This is a genomic window from Sphingomonas phyllosphaerae FA2 (assembly GCF_000427645.1).
Classification (GTDB): domain Bacteria; phylum Pseudomonadota; class Alphaproteobacteria; order Sphingomonadales; family Sphingomonadaceae; genus Sphingomonas; species Sphingomonas phyllosphaerae.
In genome coordinates, this window is record NZ_KE386571.1 from 808,944 (window position 1) to 823,196 (window position 14,253).

The following is a 14,253-nucleotide window of genomic DNA, read 5'->3' on the forward strand; positions in this document are numbered from 1 at the left end:
GTGGCGGCCGATCACTCCGGGTCGAACGTCCGGCCGACGTGCGCCTCGCCACGCGATGCAGCGAGTCGTTCCTGACGATGGCGTTCGGCATAGCCCGCGCGTTCCTCCGCGCTGCGCTCGGCGACGCAGGCCGGACAACTCACACCCTCGACATAGTTGGGCGAGGTGCGATCCGCCGCGCTGACCGGCATCCGGCAGGCGAAGCACAGCAGGTGCGTCCCCGGCGCCAGTCCGTGCCCGACCGCGACCCGTTGATCGAACACGAAACACTCGCCCTGCCACGCGCTTTCGGTGGCCGGCACTTCCTCCAGATAGCGCAGGATGCCGCCGTCGAGGTGGTGGACGTGCTCGACGCCCTCCGCCTTCAAGAAGGCGGTCGATTTCTCGCAGCGGATCCCGCCGGTGCAGAACATCGCCACCCGCTTCTTGCCGGCGAGCAACGTCTCGCGCTGCGTGCGGAACCAGTCGGGGAAATCGGCGAAACCCGCGGTCTTCGGATCGACCGCGCCCGCGAAGGTGCCGACGGTCACCTCATAATCGTTGCGCGTATCGATCACCAGGGTTTCGGGATCGGCGATCAGCGCGTTCCACTCGGCGGGCGCGACATAGGTGCCCGCGTCGGTGAGCGGGTCGACCGTCACGCCCATCGTCACGATTTCGCGCTTCACCTTCACCTTCAGCCGGTGGAACGGCATCGCCTCGGCCCAGCTATGCTTGAGCGACAGATCGGCGCAGCCCGGCAGCGCGCGGATATGCGCGATCACCGCATCGAGCGCGTCGGGGGCACCCGCGATCGTGCCGTTGATCCCTTCGCCCGCCAGCAGCAACGTGCCCCTGATCCCCGCCCCGCGCGCTACGGCGAGCAGCGGCGCGCGCAGCGCGTGCGGGTCGTCGAACCGGGCGAAGCGATAGAGTGCAGAAACCCTGATCAATGGACGAAGCGCGCCACCACGTCGCGATAGCTGCGGCTGACCTTCACGTTCGCGCCCGAGTCGAGCACGAGGAAGCATTCGCCATTGGTGTGCGGCTTCACCTGCTTGACGAGATCGAGGTTGACGATCGTCGAGCGGTGGATGCGCTGGAACCGGCGCGGGTCGAGCCGCTTTTCGAGGTCCTTCATCGTTTCGCGCAGGATCAGATTCCGGTCGCCGGTGTAGATCACCATGTAATCGCCCGCCGCGTCGATCCGTTCGATCGTGTCGACGTCGACGCGGAAGATCTGGCCCTGATCCTTGATGTTGATCATCTTCTCGAAACGGCTGGCGTTCACCGCATCGCCGCCATCGGCCATCTCCGCCGCCGCCTCGGGCGCGTGCTCGGCCAGCGCTTCCTTGAGCTTCTCGGCTTCACCGGCGCTTTGCCGCTCCGACAGTCGCTGGCGCACGCGGTCGAGCGTGTCGGCCAGCCGCGACTCCTCGACCGGCTTCATCAGATAATCGGTCGCCTGCGCCTCGAACGCGCGGATCGCATGGTCGGAATAGGCGGTCACGAACACGAACAGCGGCGGCTCGACGTCCATGAGTCCCTGCACCACCGAGAAACCGTCGAACCCCGGCATCTGGATGTCGAGGAAGACGAGGTCGGGCTTGTGGGTCTTGATCGCGCTGATCGCCTCGCGGCCGTTCTGGCACTTGGCGATAATTTCGACGTCGTCGTGCGCCTGTAGCCGCAATTCGAGCCCCTGGATCGCAAGCGGCTCGTCATCGACGAGGATGGTACGAATGCTCATCACACCTCTCTGTTCGGTACTTCGAGCTGGTACGGGATCTCGATCTCGACCCCGAACCCGCCCGTCGGCATGGCCCGCACATCGAAGCGGTGGTCCTGCCCGTAGGCCTGTGCCAGCCGCTCCCTGATATTGGCGATGCCCACGCCGGTTGAAAGGCTTGGCCGCGATTTCGTCGGCATCAAACCCGGGCCGGTGTCGGATACGCCGAGCAGCACCCTGTCACCGACGAGCCGAATGGTGACGCAGATTTCCGCGCCATCCTCCTGCGGCGTTACGGCATATTTGATCGCGTTTTCAACGAGCGGCTGGAGCAGCAGCGAGGGCAGGCGGGCCTTTTCCGCCGCCGGATCAATGTCGAATTTCGGGCGCAGCCGGTCCTCGAACCGCATCTTCTCGATCTCGAGATACAGTTTCAGCGTCTCGACCTCCTGCGCGACGGTGACGTGCGCCGTGGGCTCGTTGGCGAGCGTGTAGCGAAGGAACGACGACAGCCGGCTCAGCATCGCATTGGCGCGCTCGGTCTGTTTCAGCAGGACCAGCGTCGAGATCGAATTGAGCGTGTTGAACAGGAAATGCGGGTTGAGCTGATAGCGCAGCATCGCGAGTTGCGCCGAGGACGCCTGATTTTCCAGATGCTCCATCTGATCGATCTGATCCTCGAGGATCAGGTAGAAATTGATCCCGAAGTACAACGCCGACCAGCCCGCGAGCGTCGTGAAGCTGAGGAACAGCGCGGCAAGCAGCAACGTCAGGTCGACGCCCGGCGCTGCCAGCCGGATCAGGCTGAACGAAAAGGCGTACAGCGTCGCGTACAGGAACGTCGCCGCCGCGAGCGTGAAGATCGACAGCAGGATGCCGGTGACGCGCGGCAACTGCCGGTAGTGCCCGTACAGCACCGACAGCAGCAGCGTGATGCAATAGCCGATGATCGATTCGATCAGCACCGAGCCGATCACCTGCAACGAGGCATTGCTGCTCAGTGACGAGACGAGCCGCAGCACGAGATAGCCGGTCCAGCCGACTGCCTGGAGCTTCCAGAATGCCGAGGCCTTGTTCTCGAAGAACGGCCGGACGAACAGCGGGCGCTCTGGCGTGCCGGCATAAGCGGGCGGGGCAGGAGCAGCGGAGACAGAAGTCACGGAAGTCGCCATCGCGGCCTTCCTACACCGCCTGCGCCTCGCGCGCAAAAAGAAGGGCCGCCGTCCTCGAAAGAACGGCGGCCCGAATCGATCAGGTGCGAGCGATCAGAAGCTGAAGCGCACGCCCAGACGGATCGTGTACAGCGATTGACGGCCGTAGACGGTCTGCGTTGGCGCAACGAAGTTGCCGTTCGCGTCGGTCTGCGCCGGCGTGTAGCGATACTGCGCGCAGGCCTGTCCGGTGTTGGCAGTCTGCGTTCCCGCCGCGCCCGTAGCCGCCGCCGCGGTGAGACAGGTCACGCGGACAGGGGCGACGTTGAATGGGAAGACGTACTCCGAAATCTGGCCCCACTTGCGATTAAGGAAGTTGGTGAAGTTTTCGATGTCGGCGAACGCCTGGATGCGCGAAGTGCCGACGAACGTTGGCAGATCTTGCGCCAGGTGCAGGTCGAGGCGGGTAAACCACGGCGAGCGGAACGCGTTGCGCGGCGTGATCTTACCTTGATAGTTGGACAATCCCTGCGAACGGAAATAGTCCTCTATCTGCTGCTGCTGCGCCGCGCTGCCGTACGACACCTTAGTATCCCCCCCGAAGGTCGGGACGTAAAGTAGGTAGCGCGTCGACGTGCCGATAGTGCCGAAGTTTGCGCTGCGAGAGCCCGACGGAACCTGGTCGTTGAACGTGTAGCTGAACACACGGCCGCTGCGGGTTTCGCCGAACAGCGCGATCTGCGTCTTGTAGTCGCCGAAGAAGGCGTGGTCGAACGTGGCGCCGTACTTGAACTGGTACTTTACCTGATCGTTCGACACGCCATAAGCCACGTTGTTCGGATCGACGAACGCCCCATTGCTGTAATTCGACCCGGCCGTCGACGACGTGGCTGGTGCCTGATCCTTCACGTCCTGGTACGTGAAGCTGCCGTAAACGGCGAGACCCAAATCCCAATGTGCGTCGAAGCGCGCAACGCCGATCCAACTGCGACCCTTGTCCGTGTTGGTCAGCAGAATGTCCGACTGCGTGTCCGAATAGTTCGGCAACCCGGTCGACGACACCGTGGTCACCGGACGATACCGCTGGCGACCGTCTGGAGTAAGCGCGAACGCACCCGACACCGGCGTGGAGCGTAGATCGGTGAAGTACACCTGATTGCGAATGCCGATGTAAAGGGCATCAGCGCCGATCGTCAGTTCACCGCCCGGCAGGTCAAAGCGATAGTCGGCGCTCAACGTCGAACGCCACTGGCTCGGCAGTTTGAAGTTGGGATCAAGCGCGTTGGTGGTGGCATTCGCCGAGACGGTGCCGTTCAGCAGGTAGTTGTTTACCAGCGTCGGGATGGTGGTTCCGTTGACACCCTGCAACGCGGCCGCGCCTACCCCCGCCGGCAGTGTGCCTTGGTTTCCGTTGAACGCGCCGCTGTTGAGCTGCGTGATCGCCACCGAATTGCTCAAGACACCGGTGTTCGAGAAGCTGTTCGAAACGTACACGTCCGGCGCGCCACCGGCGAAGATGCCGACACCGCCGCGCAGGGTGAGGCGGTTGTCAGGGCGCCAGCTGAAGCCCACCCGCGGCTGGAACACGCCTAGACCGTTCAGATAGGCGTTGTTGGCGCCGATGATGGTCTGTTCGCCGCGGACAACCGCACCGTTGCCATACCGGTTGATGAAGTTGTTGTTGATCGTTGGGAACGTATGACCGCCGTACAAATCGTACCGCGCGCCATAGGAGATGTCGAACGTGTCGCTGACACGCCAGTTGTCCTGAATGCCGAACGTGAATTGACGGTAGTTGAAGCGCGCGGCGGCGTCATCCGGGTTGAGCGTCGGAATGGCATTGCCGTAGCTGAGTGACTGCGCATTGCCTGCGGCAAAGTCTGCCAGCGAGTCGAAGTAATAGTTGCCGGCGCTGTTCTGCAGGAACGAGTTGAACACTCTGGTGCTCTGTACTTCGGTAAACAGGCGCAGATCATGGCTGCCACGGTTGTAGCGCAGCTGGAACAACCCGCCCCAGGTGTTCGAAGTCAGCTCGTTGGTCTGACGAGAATTGTCGGGCCCCAGCGAGACGATCGAAGAATTGGCTGGGCACTGGGTGGACGCGTTATTGGCGGCACCCGAAGTCGTCCGGTCAGAGGTTGGTGCGACGCACACGCGGAACTGTGCGAACCCGCGGCCAAGCAGCGGCTGCGCCAGACGCTCGTAGTCCTTGTAGAAGCCGCGAACTTCAGTCGAAATTTCGTCAGTCCAGTCAGAGTTTAGCTGACCAACCACCGTCCACAAGCGGTTGCCTGAAATGTAGTTGTTCGACGCAAGACTAAGGCCGGTTGTCGGGCTCGCTGTGGTGAAGGTGTTTGACGAGTTGATGTTGATCTGGTCCTTCGCATAGGTGCCGGTCAGTGCGAAGCGCTGTCCGTCTGCGATGTTCCAGTCAAGCTTGCCGACGAGACGATCGTCCTTGTCGCCCGAGTCAGTCACGACGCCGCCGGCATCGTAGCCATATTTGGATTGCGCGATCTGAATGACCTGATTGACTTGTGCCAGGTTCAGGTTCGGAATAGCGATGCCGGCGTTGGCATCGGTCGGGCCCTGCTGCTGAGGGAAGCCGCCGCGGATTCGCTCACCGGCGACCATGAAGAATAGCTTGTCCTTGATGATCGGACCTGACAGCTCGGCGCCGTAATTCTCCTGCTTGTACTTGGGCAGGGTGACACGCAGGTCCTTGGTGCGGCTCCCGGTCAGCCCGTCAGTCTGTTGCGCGTAGAAGCCGGTGCCCTGGAACTTATTCGTCCCCGAACGGAGCACCAGGTTGACGGCGCCTCCGGTGAAATTGCCTTCTCGTACATCGTAAGGCGCGATCTTGGCTTGGAATTGGCCGATCGCATCGAGGGGGATCGGAGAACGACGGCTGGGCAAGCCATCGGTATTGAGCCCAAAATTGTCGGTGATCGGCACGCCATCGACCGAGAAGCGGCTGAAGCGCGCGTTCTGGCCCGCGAACGAAACGGCGCGGCCGCCGGTCGGCGTATCGTCGAGACGCGCGAACGGATCGCGGCGTTCGAGATCGCGGATGTCGCGGTTAACCGTGGCGACGTTCGCGATCTGCTCTGCGTTCAGGACGGTTGCCGGACCCTGCGACAGCGAGCGGGCGCTCGGCAGGCTGGCGGCGGTCACGACGATGTCGGCAGTGCCGGCGCCTTCAGCCGCCAGGTTGATCGGCAGGTCGAACGTCTGCGCTACGGTCGTGTTGATGTCGGTGACTTGCGATGCGGCGTAGCCGGGCGCGTTGACCGACACCGTGTAGGGACCGCCGGCGCGCAGGCCGGTCGAGTTGAAGACGCCATTGGCATCGGTGGTTGCGGTCGAACGCGCACCGGTCGCTGCGTTCACGATCTCCACCGAGGCGCCTGCGACCGGCGTGCCGTCGGCGGTCACAGTGCCGCGGATCGCGGAGGTGGTTTCTTGCGCCACCGCGGCGGCCGGCATGACCGGCGCGACCGCAGCCACGCCTACGAACAGATTGTTTCGCATCGGAAAAAATGTCCCCTTTTGCCGCAGCGCGACCCGCGACGGTTTCGTCGTTGGGGCGCCGATGGCCGGAGTATGTGAAGGTTGCGTGACACTTACGAGTCGATTGCCGCGGCATCGCAATAGTTTGCCGCTGCGTTGCATAAAAGCGACAGCAGCCTTGACCCGGTCGGCTCACCCGCGCGCGAAGATGCGTCGCCACGCTGGCTTGGCGCTGCCTGATTGCAGCACGCCGCGGCGGAAAAGGCGCGCGCCGATCGTGATGAACACTGCCACCCACAGTAATTGCCAGGCGAGCGCGGCCAGATGCGGCCACCATTGCGCACCCGACGCCGCGCGGCCGGCCATCGCAAATGGCGAGGAAAGCGGGAAAAATTCGGCGGCGGTCGCGAGGAGGGTGCCCGGATGGGAGACCGCGGAGGAGGCGAGGCCGAACATCGCAACCTGGATGATCGTGATCGGAAGCGAGAGCATCTGAACCTCGCGCATCGTGCCGGCCTGGGCGCCAACCCCTAGAAATACCGAGCCTAAAAGCAGGAAGGCGGTGGTGAAATAGGCGGCGAACAGCAGCGCGAAGGGAACCATGCCGATCGCGGGGCGCAGGTGCGCCAAATCTGCGCCGAAGTCGCCGGGCAGCAGCGCGCCGACCTGGCTGAGCACCGTACCCCAGAATGCAACGAACAGCAGCGCGACGCCGTACATCCCCAGCAGCTTGCCGAGGAAAACACTCTCCAGCGGCACGGAAGCGGCAAGAATTTCAATAACCTTGTTGTTCCGCTCCTCGGCCATCGTGCCCACCACCTGACCGGACAGGAAGAGGGTCAGGAAGAAGATACCGAAGACAGCAAGAAACGACGCAGCGTTGCGATCGCCGCGCTTCGGGGCGGCGGTTCTGACCGGCTCCATCCGTGCTGTGGGGGCATCGGCACCGGCCCGCTCGATCAGCGCGGCCTGTCGCGATACGGTGGCAAGATAACGCGCGTCGTCCCGGTTTCCGGCCGAAAATACCACCCTCGGCTCCGCAAGCGTGCCGTATAACACCGCGTTCACGTCGGCCCCGGGCGCATCGAGCATCGCGCGGGACACAATTTGCGCGTTTTCGACCGAAGGGTGCAGCGCCAACGGCGGCGGTGCCGCGTCGCCGCGCACGAGCGGACGCAATTGCGCATCGGCACTACGCAACGCCTTCGCCGATGCAGCCGGCAGCATCGCGACCAGCCGCGCCTTGTCGGACGACCCTTGCGTCACCGAGGCGGCGCTGACCCCGCCCAATACGCTGAGCGAGCCCATGATGGCCGGGGCGAACAGGAAGATCAGGAAGATTGGCGTGAAGACCGTCGCGGTGAAATCGCGGCGGGCGATCGTCAGCGTCTGGCGGATCTGGCGGCGCAGCGGGCTCATGCCTTCGACTCCGAAGCGGTTTGCCCGACGATCCGCACGAACGCATCGTGCAGGCCCGGGCGTTCGATCGACAGGCCCTTGATGCCATAGCCAGCGTCGATCAGCCGCCGGAGCAGTCCCTCGATGCCCTCCTCGGGCAGCGCGAAACGCCAACCCTCCCCGTCGGGGCGGGCGGACGGCGGGAGCATCGCCGCGAGCTGCGGGTCGACGTGCGTGGGCACGTAATGGACCTGTTGGGGAAGGAGCGCGCGCGCTTCGTCGACGGTGCCTTCGAAACGTCGTTTGCCGCCGGCAATCACCGCCAACCGGTCGCATAGCCGTTGCGCGTGCTGCATGACATGGGTTGAGAAGAGGATCGTCGCACCGCGATCACGCTCGGCGAGGATCAGCGCCTCCAGCCGCTCCTGATTGACCGGATCGAGGCCCGAGAAGGGTTCGTCGAGCACCAGCAGGTCGGGACGGTGAACGACCGCGCCGAGCAACTGCACGAGCTGCGCCATTCCCTTCGACAGCTTGCGGATCTTCTCGTCGATCGCATGGCCGAGCCCGGCGGCCTCCAGCAACTCGGCGGCGCGCGCGCGGCCGGTCTGCCAATCGAGCCCGCGCAGCGCGCCCATGAACGCCACCGCCTCGCGCGCCTTCATTGAGGGATAGAGGCCGCGTTCCTCGGGCAGATAGCCGACGCGATCACCGACGTCGCGCGGGTGGTCGCTGCCGAGCAACGTGCGCGTGCCCGCATCGGGCTCGATGATGCCGAGCGTCATGCGCAGCGTTGTCGTCTTGCCCGCGCCATTGGGGCCGAGCACGCCGTAGATCATGCCCGCCGGCACCGCGAGATCGACGCCGTCGACCACCTGCCGCTCGCCGTATCGCTTCACCAATCCGTCGGCGATGACGGCGTAATCGTTCGATGCCACGCGTGCTTCCCCTTGTCGCCGTGCAGCGTAGCGGGGCGGGTGCGCGTCGCCAATCGCTATCGCCGCTGCGGGCGGAGGCGGGGCGACGTGTCATGCGGTGCACGTCCGGGTTGACGATTGGGACAGCGAGCCGAAGGCTCGCGCGCTCGCTTTGCGCGCGCTCACCTCTCACCCAGCGCCGACCAAGCCTTTGCTGCGCAGAAGTGAGCGGATGTCAGGTGTGGCGGCGTCGACCCGAGCCGTCATTGCGAGCGTAGCGAAGCAATCCAGAGCCGGATCAGGACGCCCTGGATTGCTTCGCTACGCTCGCAATGACGGAAGGGATATTCGGCCTCACGAGCCATCGAACGGCTTCGGCTCAGGCCGCGGCGCGTGCGCCGGCGTCGTCGTTGGCGGCCGGGGTGCTGAGTCCGCCGTCCTGCGCCAGCTTCGCGAAGGCTCCGCCGGCGGCGAGCAGTTCGTCGAAGCCGCCCTGTTCGACGATCCGACCCTGATCGAGCACGACGATCCGGTCCGCCGCCCGCACGGTCGAGAGGCGGTGCGCGATGACGAAGGTGGTGCGGCCGTGCCGTAGCCGTTCGAGGCTTTCCTGAAGTCGTGCCTCAGTGGCGACGTCTAGCGCGCTGGTCGCTTCATCAAGCAGCAGGATCGGCGCGTTCTTCAAGAGCGCGCGGGCGATCGCGATCCGTTGCCGCTCGCCGCCCGAGAGCCCGGCGCCGCGATCGCCGACTGCGGTGGCAAAGCCGTCGGGCTTGCGCATGATGAAGTCCCAGGCACCCGCGATTCGCGCGGCATCCTCGATCTGCTCCATCGTGGCGTCGGGATTGCCCATCGCGATATTCTCGGCGATCGAGCGGTTGAAGAGGCCAGCCTCCTGGAACACCACGCCGGTCGCGGCGCGCAGCGAGGCGAGGGTGACGCCGCTGATGTCCTGACCGTCAACGAGGATGCGGCCTTTTTCCGGATCCCAGGCGCGCTGGAACAGGCCGAGCGCGGTCGACTTGCCCGAGCCGGTCGGGCCGACGATCGCGACCGTCTCGCCGGGGGCGACCTCGAAGTCAAGATCGTGAACCGCGCCCGAGCCGGTCGGGTAGCGGAACGAGACGTTCTCGAAGGTGACCCGGCCGTCCGAGACCGCGAGCGGCGCGGCGTCGGCGGCTTCGGTGATGTGGCTCTGCTGGTCGAGCACCTCGAAGAACTGGCGGAGCGCGGGAAGGCGCTGGGCGATGTTGACGATGAAGCCGGTGACCGTCTCGAGCCGCGCGATCATGAGGGTCGCAAAGCCGACGAACGACACGACGTCGCCGATCGTCGCCAGCCCGCGGGTGATCAGCGCCGCGCCGAAGCCGAACACCGAGACGATCGCGATCGACGAGGCACCACGCGTCAGCACCGCCGACACCGCCCACCAGTTGAGCACCGGATATTGCGCATGGAGCAGATCGTGGAGCGAGCGGCGGACGTTGCCCATTTCGCCGGGCACCGCGAGGAAGCTCTGGAGCACGGTGACGTTGCCGAAGAGGTCGCCGAGATTGCCCGAAATGTCGGTGAAGCGATCCTCGACGCGTGCCTGCCCGGTGGCGGTGTGGCGCATCACGATCAGGTTGACCGCTGAATAGACGAGCATCAGCACGACCAGCACCAGCCCGAGCCGCCAGTTGGTGACCATCGCGATCGGGAGCAGCAGCGCAAGAATTCCGATATTGGTGATCTGGTCGCGCAGCAGCGGCAGCCACAGGTTGAACAGCCCCTCACAGCCAGAGATCATGATCCGCATCAGCCGGCCCGAGCGCGCCTGCGTATGAAAGGCAGGGGGCAGCGCGAGCAGATGCTCGACATAGGTGGACATGGCGATCAGCCGGCGCCGGTGCGTCATGCGATCGGCGAGCAGGGCGATCACCACGCCCGCGGCGAAGACGGTGACGCTGATCGCGCACCACAAGCCGACGTAGCGCATCGGGTTCGCGCCGGTTGTGAGGCCATTGACCGCCTTGCCGAACAGCAGCGGTTCGGCGACCTGCAGGAACGCGACCAGCGCGCCGGCGCCGAGCAGCGAGCCGGCCTTCAGCCGCTCCGGGCGGAGCAGCGCGAGCGCGCGGAGAACGATACGGGGCGAGGGCAGGGGCTCGGCGGACGTGCGTTCGGCGGACAGGGGCATGACCAACTCACGAATCGGTAAGAGGACGCGGCGGCGCATTGGATCGCCGTTGATGGCCGTCGTAAGGGAAGATGGTTAACGGGAGGTGTGAGCGGATGCCCTGGCGCCGTCATCCCGGCCTTGAGCCGGGATCCCGATCTTTTTCATGCGGGTGCCAAGAAGAAGCGGGGCCCCGGATCAAGTCCGGGACGACGACAGAGAGGGGAATCGTTGACCAGGACGTGTCGGATCAATGCTCGCGGAACGAGGACCAGAAGGCGCCTACCAAGGGCTCCAGCGCATAATCAAGCGCGGTGCGTTTGCGCAGCGGGATCAACACCTGCGCGGGCATGCCGGGACGTAGCTTGAACTGTTCGCCGCGGAACCTGGCGAGGACATGCAGCTCCTCGGGCGGTACGGTGATTTCCGCGGTGAAATAGCTGACGCCGGTCTTCTCGTCGGTGAAGCTATCGGCCGAGAGGCGCGTCATCGTGCCGTTGAGCGGCGGGATGTCGCGTTCGTGGAGGCTTGGGAACTTGACGGTGGTGTGCTGGCCGACCTTGAGGTCGTCGGCGTCGTCGGGCGAGATGCGCGCCTGGATGCGCAGCGGTGCCTGTTCGGGGACGATGTCCATCAGCTTCTGCCCCGGCTGGATCACGCCGCCGGGAGTGAAGACGGTCAGCCCGACCACCGCGCCGGTCGCGGGAGCGCGGATTTCGGTGCGCGCCAGTTGTTCGCGCGCCGCGCCCAGCTTCGGCAACAGCTCGCCAAGCCGCACCTCGACGTCACGCAGATCGGCGGCGGTACGTTCGGTGAAGGTGCGTTCGGCCTCGAGCCGCTGAATCTGGCTTTCGCGGGCGGCCTCCCGGGTCTGCGCGACGCTGGCGGAATATTGCCCGCGCTGGCCCTGCAATTCGGCGCGCATCCGCTCCAGCTCGCGCAGGCGGGTCTGCGAGACGAAGCCCTTGGCGGCGACCGGGCGCAGCGCGTCGAGCTGCGCGTCGAGCAGCTTCAACTGCTCCTGCGCGGAAAGCACCTGCTCGCCGTAGCCGCGGCCCTGTTCGTTCGACTGCGCCGCGCGCTGGCCGAGTGCGTCGCGCTGCGCGGTGAGCGTCGCGGTGCGCGCGTTAAGTTCGGTCTGCTGGAGGCGCATCGCGAGCGCGGCCTCGGCGCGGTCCTCGGCGTTGAGCGTCGCGAATTCGCGCGGGGGCGCGATGCGGGTCTGGCCGAGCTGTTCGGCCTGAAGCCGCGCGCGCTGCGCGAGCAGACGGATGGTCTGCGACGCGAGCGCGCGTTCGCTGGCGAGCACCTCCGGCGAGCCGAGGCGGATCAGTAATTGCCCTTGCTGGACGCGCTGGCCGTCGCGAACGAAGATCTTGTCGACCACGCCGCCGTCGCGGTGCTGGACCGCCTGCCGCTGGCCGGAGACCGCGAGCACGCCTTCGGCATAGGCGGCCGCGTCGAGCCGTGCGAACGCCGCCCAGCCGAGGAAGCCGATGAAGAACAAGGCCGCGACGATCAGGCCGTTGCGGATGTCGCTGCGCGGATCGGCGGGCAGGTGGACCGCATCGTCGCCAGTTGCCGACAGCGGGGCGGGGGAGAGGGGCAGGGTGGCCATGGCTCAGGCGCTCGCGCTGGGGGCGGTGATCGTCGGGGAGGTGCCGGGGCTGGGCACCGCGCGCGGCCGCTGCGGCGCGATCTTGGGCAGCACCTCGTCGCGCGGGCCGAACATTTCCACGCGGCCGCCGCGCATCACCAGCAGCTTGTCGACGACGGGCAGGATGCCGAGCTTGTGGCTGACCACGAGAATGGTGTGCCCGGCCTTCTTGTAATGGTCGATCGCGGCGAGCAGCGCGCTGTCGCCCTCGGCATCGAGGTGCGCGTTGGGTTCGTCGAGGATCAGCACCGCGGGATCGCCGAACATCGCGCGCGCCAGCGCGACGCGCTGCGCCTGACCCGCCGACAGCCCGCGCCCGCCGGGCTTCAGCTCGTGATCGAAGCCGCCGGGCAGCCGCTGGATCAGCTCGCGCGCGCGGGCGCGCTCGGCGGCCTTGATCGCGGCGGCGTCGATCGCGGCGGGGTCGTGCGCCAGCTCGGTGCGGAAGCGGGCGATATTCTCCTTTACGGTGCCGGCGAACAACGACGGGTCCTGCGGGAGATAGCCGATATGTTCGGCGAGCAGTTCCGGGTCCCAATCGGTGACGTCGGCGCCGTCGATGCGGACCCGGCCGCGATCGGGGCGGATCGCGCCGGCGATGATCCGCGCGAGCGTCGACTTGCCCGCGCCGCTTGGGCCGACGATCGCGATCACCTCGCCCGCCGAGATCGGTAGCGACACGTCGCTGATGATCGTGCCGTCGCGAGCGTCGTTGAACAACGTGACGTTTTCGAGCCGCAGCGTGCCCTTTGGCGCGGGAAGCCGGGTGACGACGCCGGCGGTGTGCGTCTCGGTCAGCAGCTTGTCGAGCCGCAGGTAGCTGCCATGCGCCTGCGCGATGCCCTTCCAGCTGCCGATCAGCAATTCGATCGGCGCGAGCGCACGCGAGATCAGGAACGAGGCGGCGAAGATCGAGCCGCCCGAAATCTGGTTGTCGATCGCCAGCAATGCACCCAGACCGAGCGCGAGGCTTTGCAGCGCCAGCCGGACGAACTTGGTAGCGGTCATGTAATTGCCGCTGGTGAAGCCGGCGCGGGTCTGGAGCGCGAGCATCGTCTCGCGATAGCGCAACTGGCGCGTCACCATCGCGCGGCGCATGCCCAGCGCGCGCACCGCCTCCGCGCCGCCGAGCATCGCCTCCTGGCTGGCGTAGCTGGTGGTCGCGGCGATCTGCGCGCGTTCCAGCGCGGTGCGGGTGCCCTTTTCGTTGCGCCAGGCGATCACGGGCAGGATCGTGCCCCCGACCAGCGCGACGATCCCCAGCACCGGATGAACCAGGAAGCAGACCGCGATGTAGATCGGCGTCCACGGCGCATCGAACAGCGCAAGCACGCCCGGGCCGCTGATCGTCTGGCGGACGTTGTCGAACTCGCGCAGCGCCTGTCGCGCGACCGGCTGGTCGGGGCGGCCGAGGGTGGCGTCGAGCAGGACGGGCGCGAGCGTCGCGTCGAGACGGACCCCGGCGCGCACCAGCAACCGCGTGCGGATGCGATCGAGCATCGACAGCGTGATGAGCGCGAACAGCAGCACCGCGGTGAGGAACCACAAGGTCAGCCGGCCATGCGTCGGCACCACCCGGTCATAGACCTGCAACATGTACAGCGTCGGCGCGATATACAGGATGTTGACCAGCGCGCTGAACCCGAAGGCGGCCAGAATATGGCGGCGGCATAGCGAGAGCGCTGCCCGCATCGGGCCTTCGCCACCCGGATTCGTGGTTATCATCATGGAACCAACGCCTAGCATCACCGTTT

At 65.9% G+C, this 14,253-nt stretch carries 9 protein-coding genes; all 9 read right to left on the reverse strand.

The genetic code is table 11. The features are described from left to right. Positions 1–11 precede the first annotated feature (11 nt). Complete coding sequence (gene trhO / locus SPHPH_RS0104270) at positions 12–932, reverse strand: oxygen-dependent tRNA uridine(34) hydroxylase TrhO (RefSeq protein WP_028965572.1); 921 nt, start codon at positions 930–932, stop codon at positions 12–14. Then, complete coding sequence (locus SPHPH_RS0104275; RefSeq protein ID WP_028965573.1) at positions 929–1,729, reverse strand: LytR/AlgR family response regulator transcription factor; 801 nt, start codon at positions 1,727–1,729, stop codon at positions 929–931. Before SPHPH_RS0104275 ends, trhO begins: the two co-directional genes overlap by 4 nt. Next, positions 1,729–2,880, reverse strand: a complete 1,152-nt coding sequence (locus tag SPHPH_RS0104280; protein ID WP_051272826.1) for a sensor histidine kinase — start codon at positions 2,878–2,880, stop codon at positions 1,729–1,731. Before SPHPH_RS0104280 ends, SPHPH_RS0104275 begins: the two co-directional genes overlap by 1 nt. 93 nt (positions 2,881–2,973) lie before the next feature. Beyond that, the gene (locus tag SPHPH_RS0104285; protein WP_028965575.1) at positions 2,974–6,390 is read right to left on the reverse strand and encodes a TonB-dependent receptor; all 3,417 of its coding nucleotides are present in this window, start codon (positions 6,388–6,390) and stop codon (positions 2,974–2,976) included. Between the two features lie 171 nt (positions 6,391–6,561). Further along, entirely contained in the window at positions 6,562–7,788 is a 1,227-nt protein-coding gene (locus tag SPHPH_RS0104290; protein ID WP_028965576.1) for an ABC transporter permease, read from the reverse strand. Next, on the reverse strand, positions 7,785–8,705 hold the full coding sequence (locus tag SPHPH_RS0104295; RefSeq protein ID WP_028965577.1) for an ABC transporter ATP-binding protein: 921 nt from the start codon (positions 8,703–8,705) through the stop codon (positions 7,785–7,787). The genes SPHPH_RS0104290 and SPHPH_RS0104295 overlap by 4 nt, the downstream gene beginning before the upstream one ends. Before the next feature lie 358 nt (positions 8,706–9,063). Then, complete coding sequence (locus tag SPHPH_RS0104300) at positions 9,064–10,863, reverse strand: ATP-binding cassette domain-containing protein (RefSeq protein WP_081668499.1); 1,800 nt, start codon at positions 10,861–10,863, stop codon at positions 9,064–9,066. 229 nt (positions 10,864–11,092) lie between these two features. Beyond that, the gene (locus SPHPH_RS0104305; RefSeq protein ID WP_028965579.1) at positions 11,093–12,460 is read right to left on the reverse strand and encodes an HlyD family type I secretion periplasmic adaptor subunit; all 1,368 of its coding nucleotides are present in this window, start codon (positions 12,458–12,460) and stop codon (positions 11,093–11,095) included. A gap of 3 nt (positions 12,461–12,463) precedes the next feature. Next, positions 12,464–14,227, reverse strand: a complete 1,764-nt coding sequence (locus tag SPHPH_RS0104310; protein WP_238302883.1) for a type I secretion system permease/ATPase — start codon at positions 14,225–14,227, stop codon at positions 12,464–12,466. Positions 14,228–14,253 lie beyond the last annotated feature (26 nt).

Excerpts from the sequence above, each read along its gene's own strand:
- SPHPH_RS0104275 (WP_028965573.1), bottom strand. The coding sequence starts at position 1,729 with ATGAGCATTCGTACCATCCTCGTCGATGACGAGCCGCTTGCGATCCAG.
- SPHPH_RS0104280 (WP_051272826.1), bottom strand. The coding sequence starts at position 2,880 with ATGGCGACTTCCGTGACTTCTGTCTCCGCTGCTCCTGCCCCGCCCGCT.
- SPHPH_RS0104285 (WP_028965575.1), bottom strand. The coding sequence starts at position 6,390 with ATGCGAAACAATCTGTTCGTAGGCGTGGCTGCGGTCGCGCCGGTCATG.
- SPHPH_RS0104290 (WP_028965576.1), bottom strand. The coding sequence starts at position 7,788 with ATGAGCCCGCTGCGCCGCCAGATCCGCCAGACGCTGACGATCGCCCGC.
- SPHPH_RS0104300 (WP_081668499.1), bottom strand. The coding sequence starts at position 10,863 with ATGCCCCTGTCCGCCGAACGCACGTCCGCCGAGCCCCTGCCCTCGCCC.
- SPHPH_RS0104305 (WP_028965579.1), bottom strand. The coding sequence starts at position 12,460 with ATGGCCACCCTGCCCCTCTCCCCCGCCCCGCTGTCGGCAACTGGCGAC.
- SPHPH_RS0104310 (WP_238302883.1), bottom strand. The coding sequence starts at position 14,227 with ATGATGATAACCACGAATCCGGGTGGCGAAGGCCCGATGCGGGCAGCG.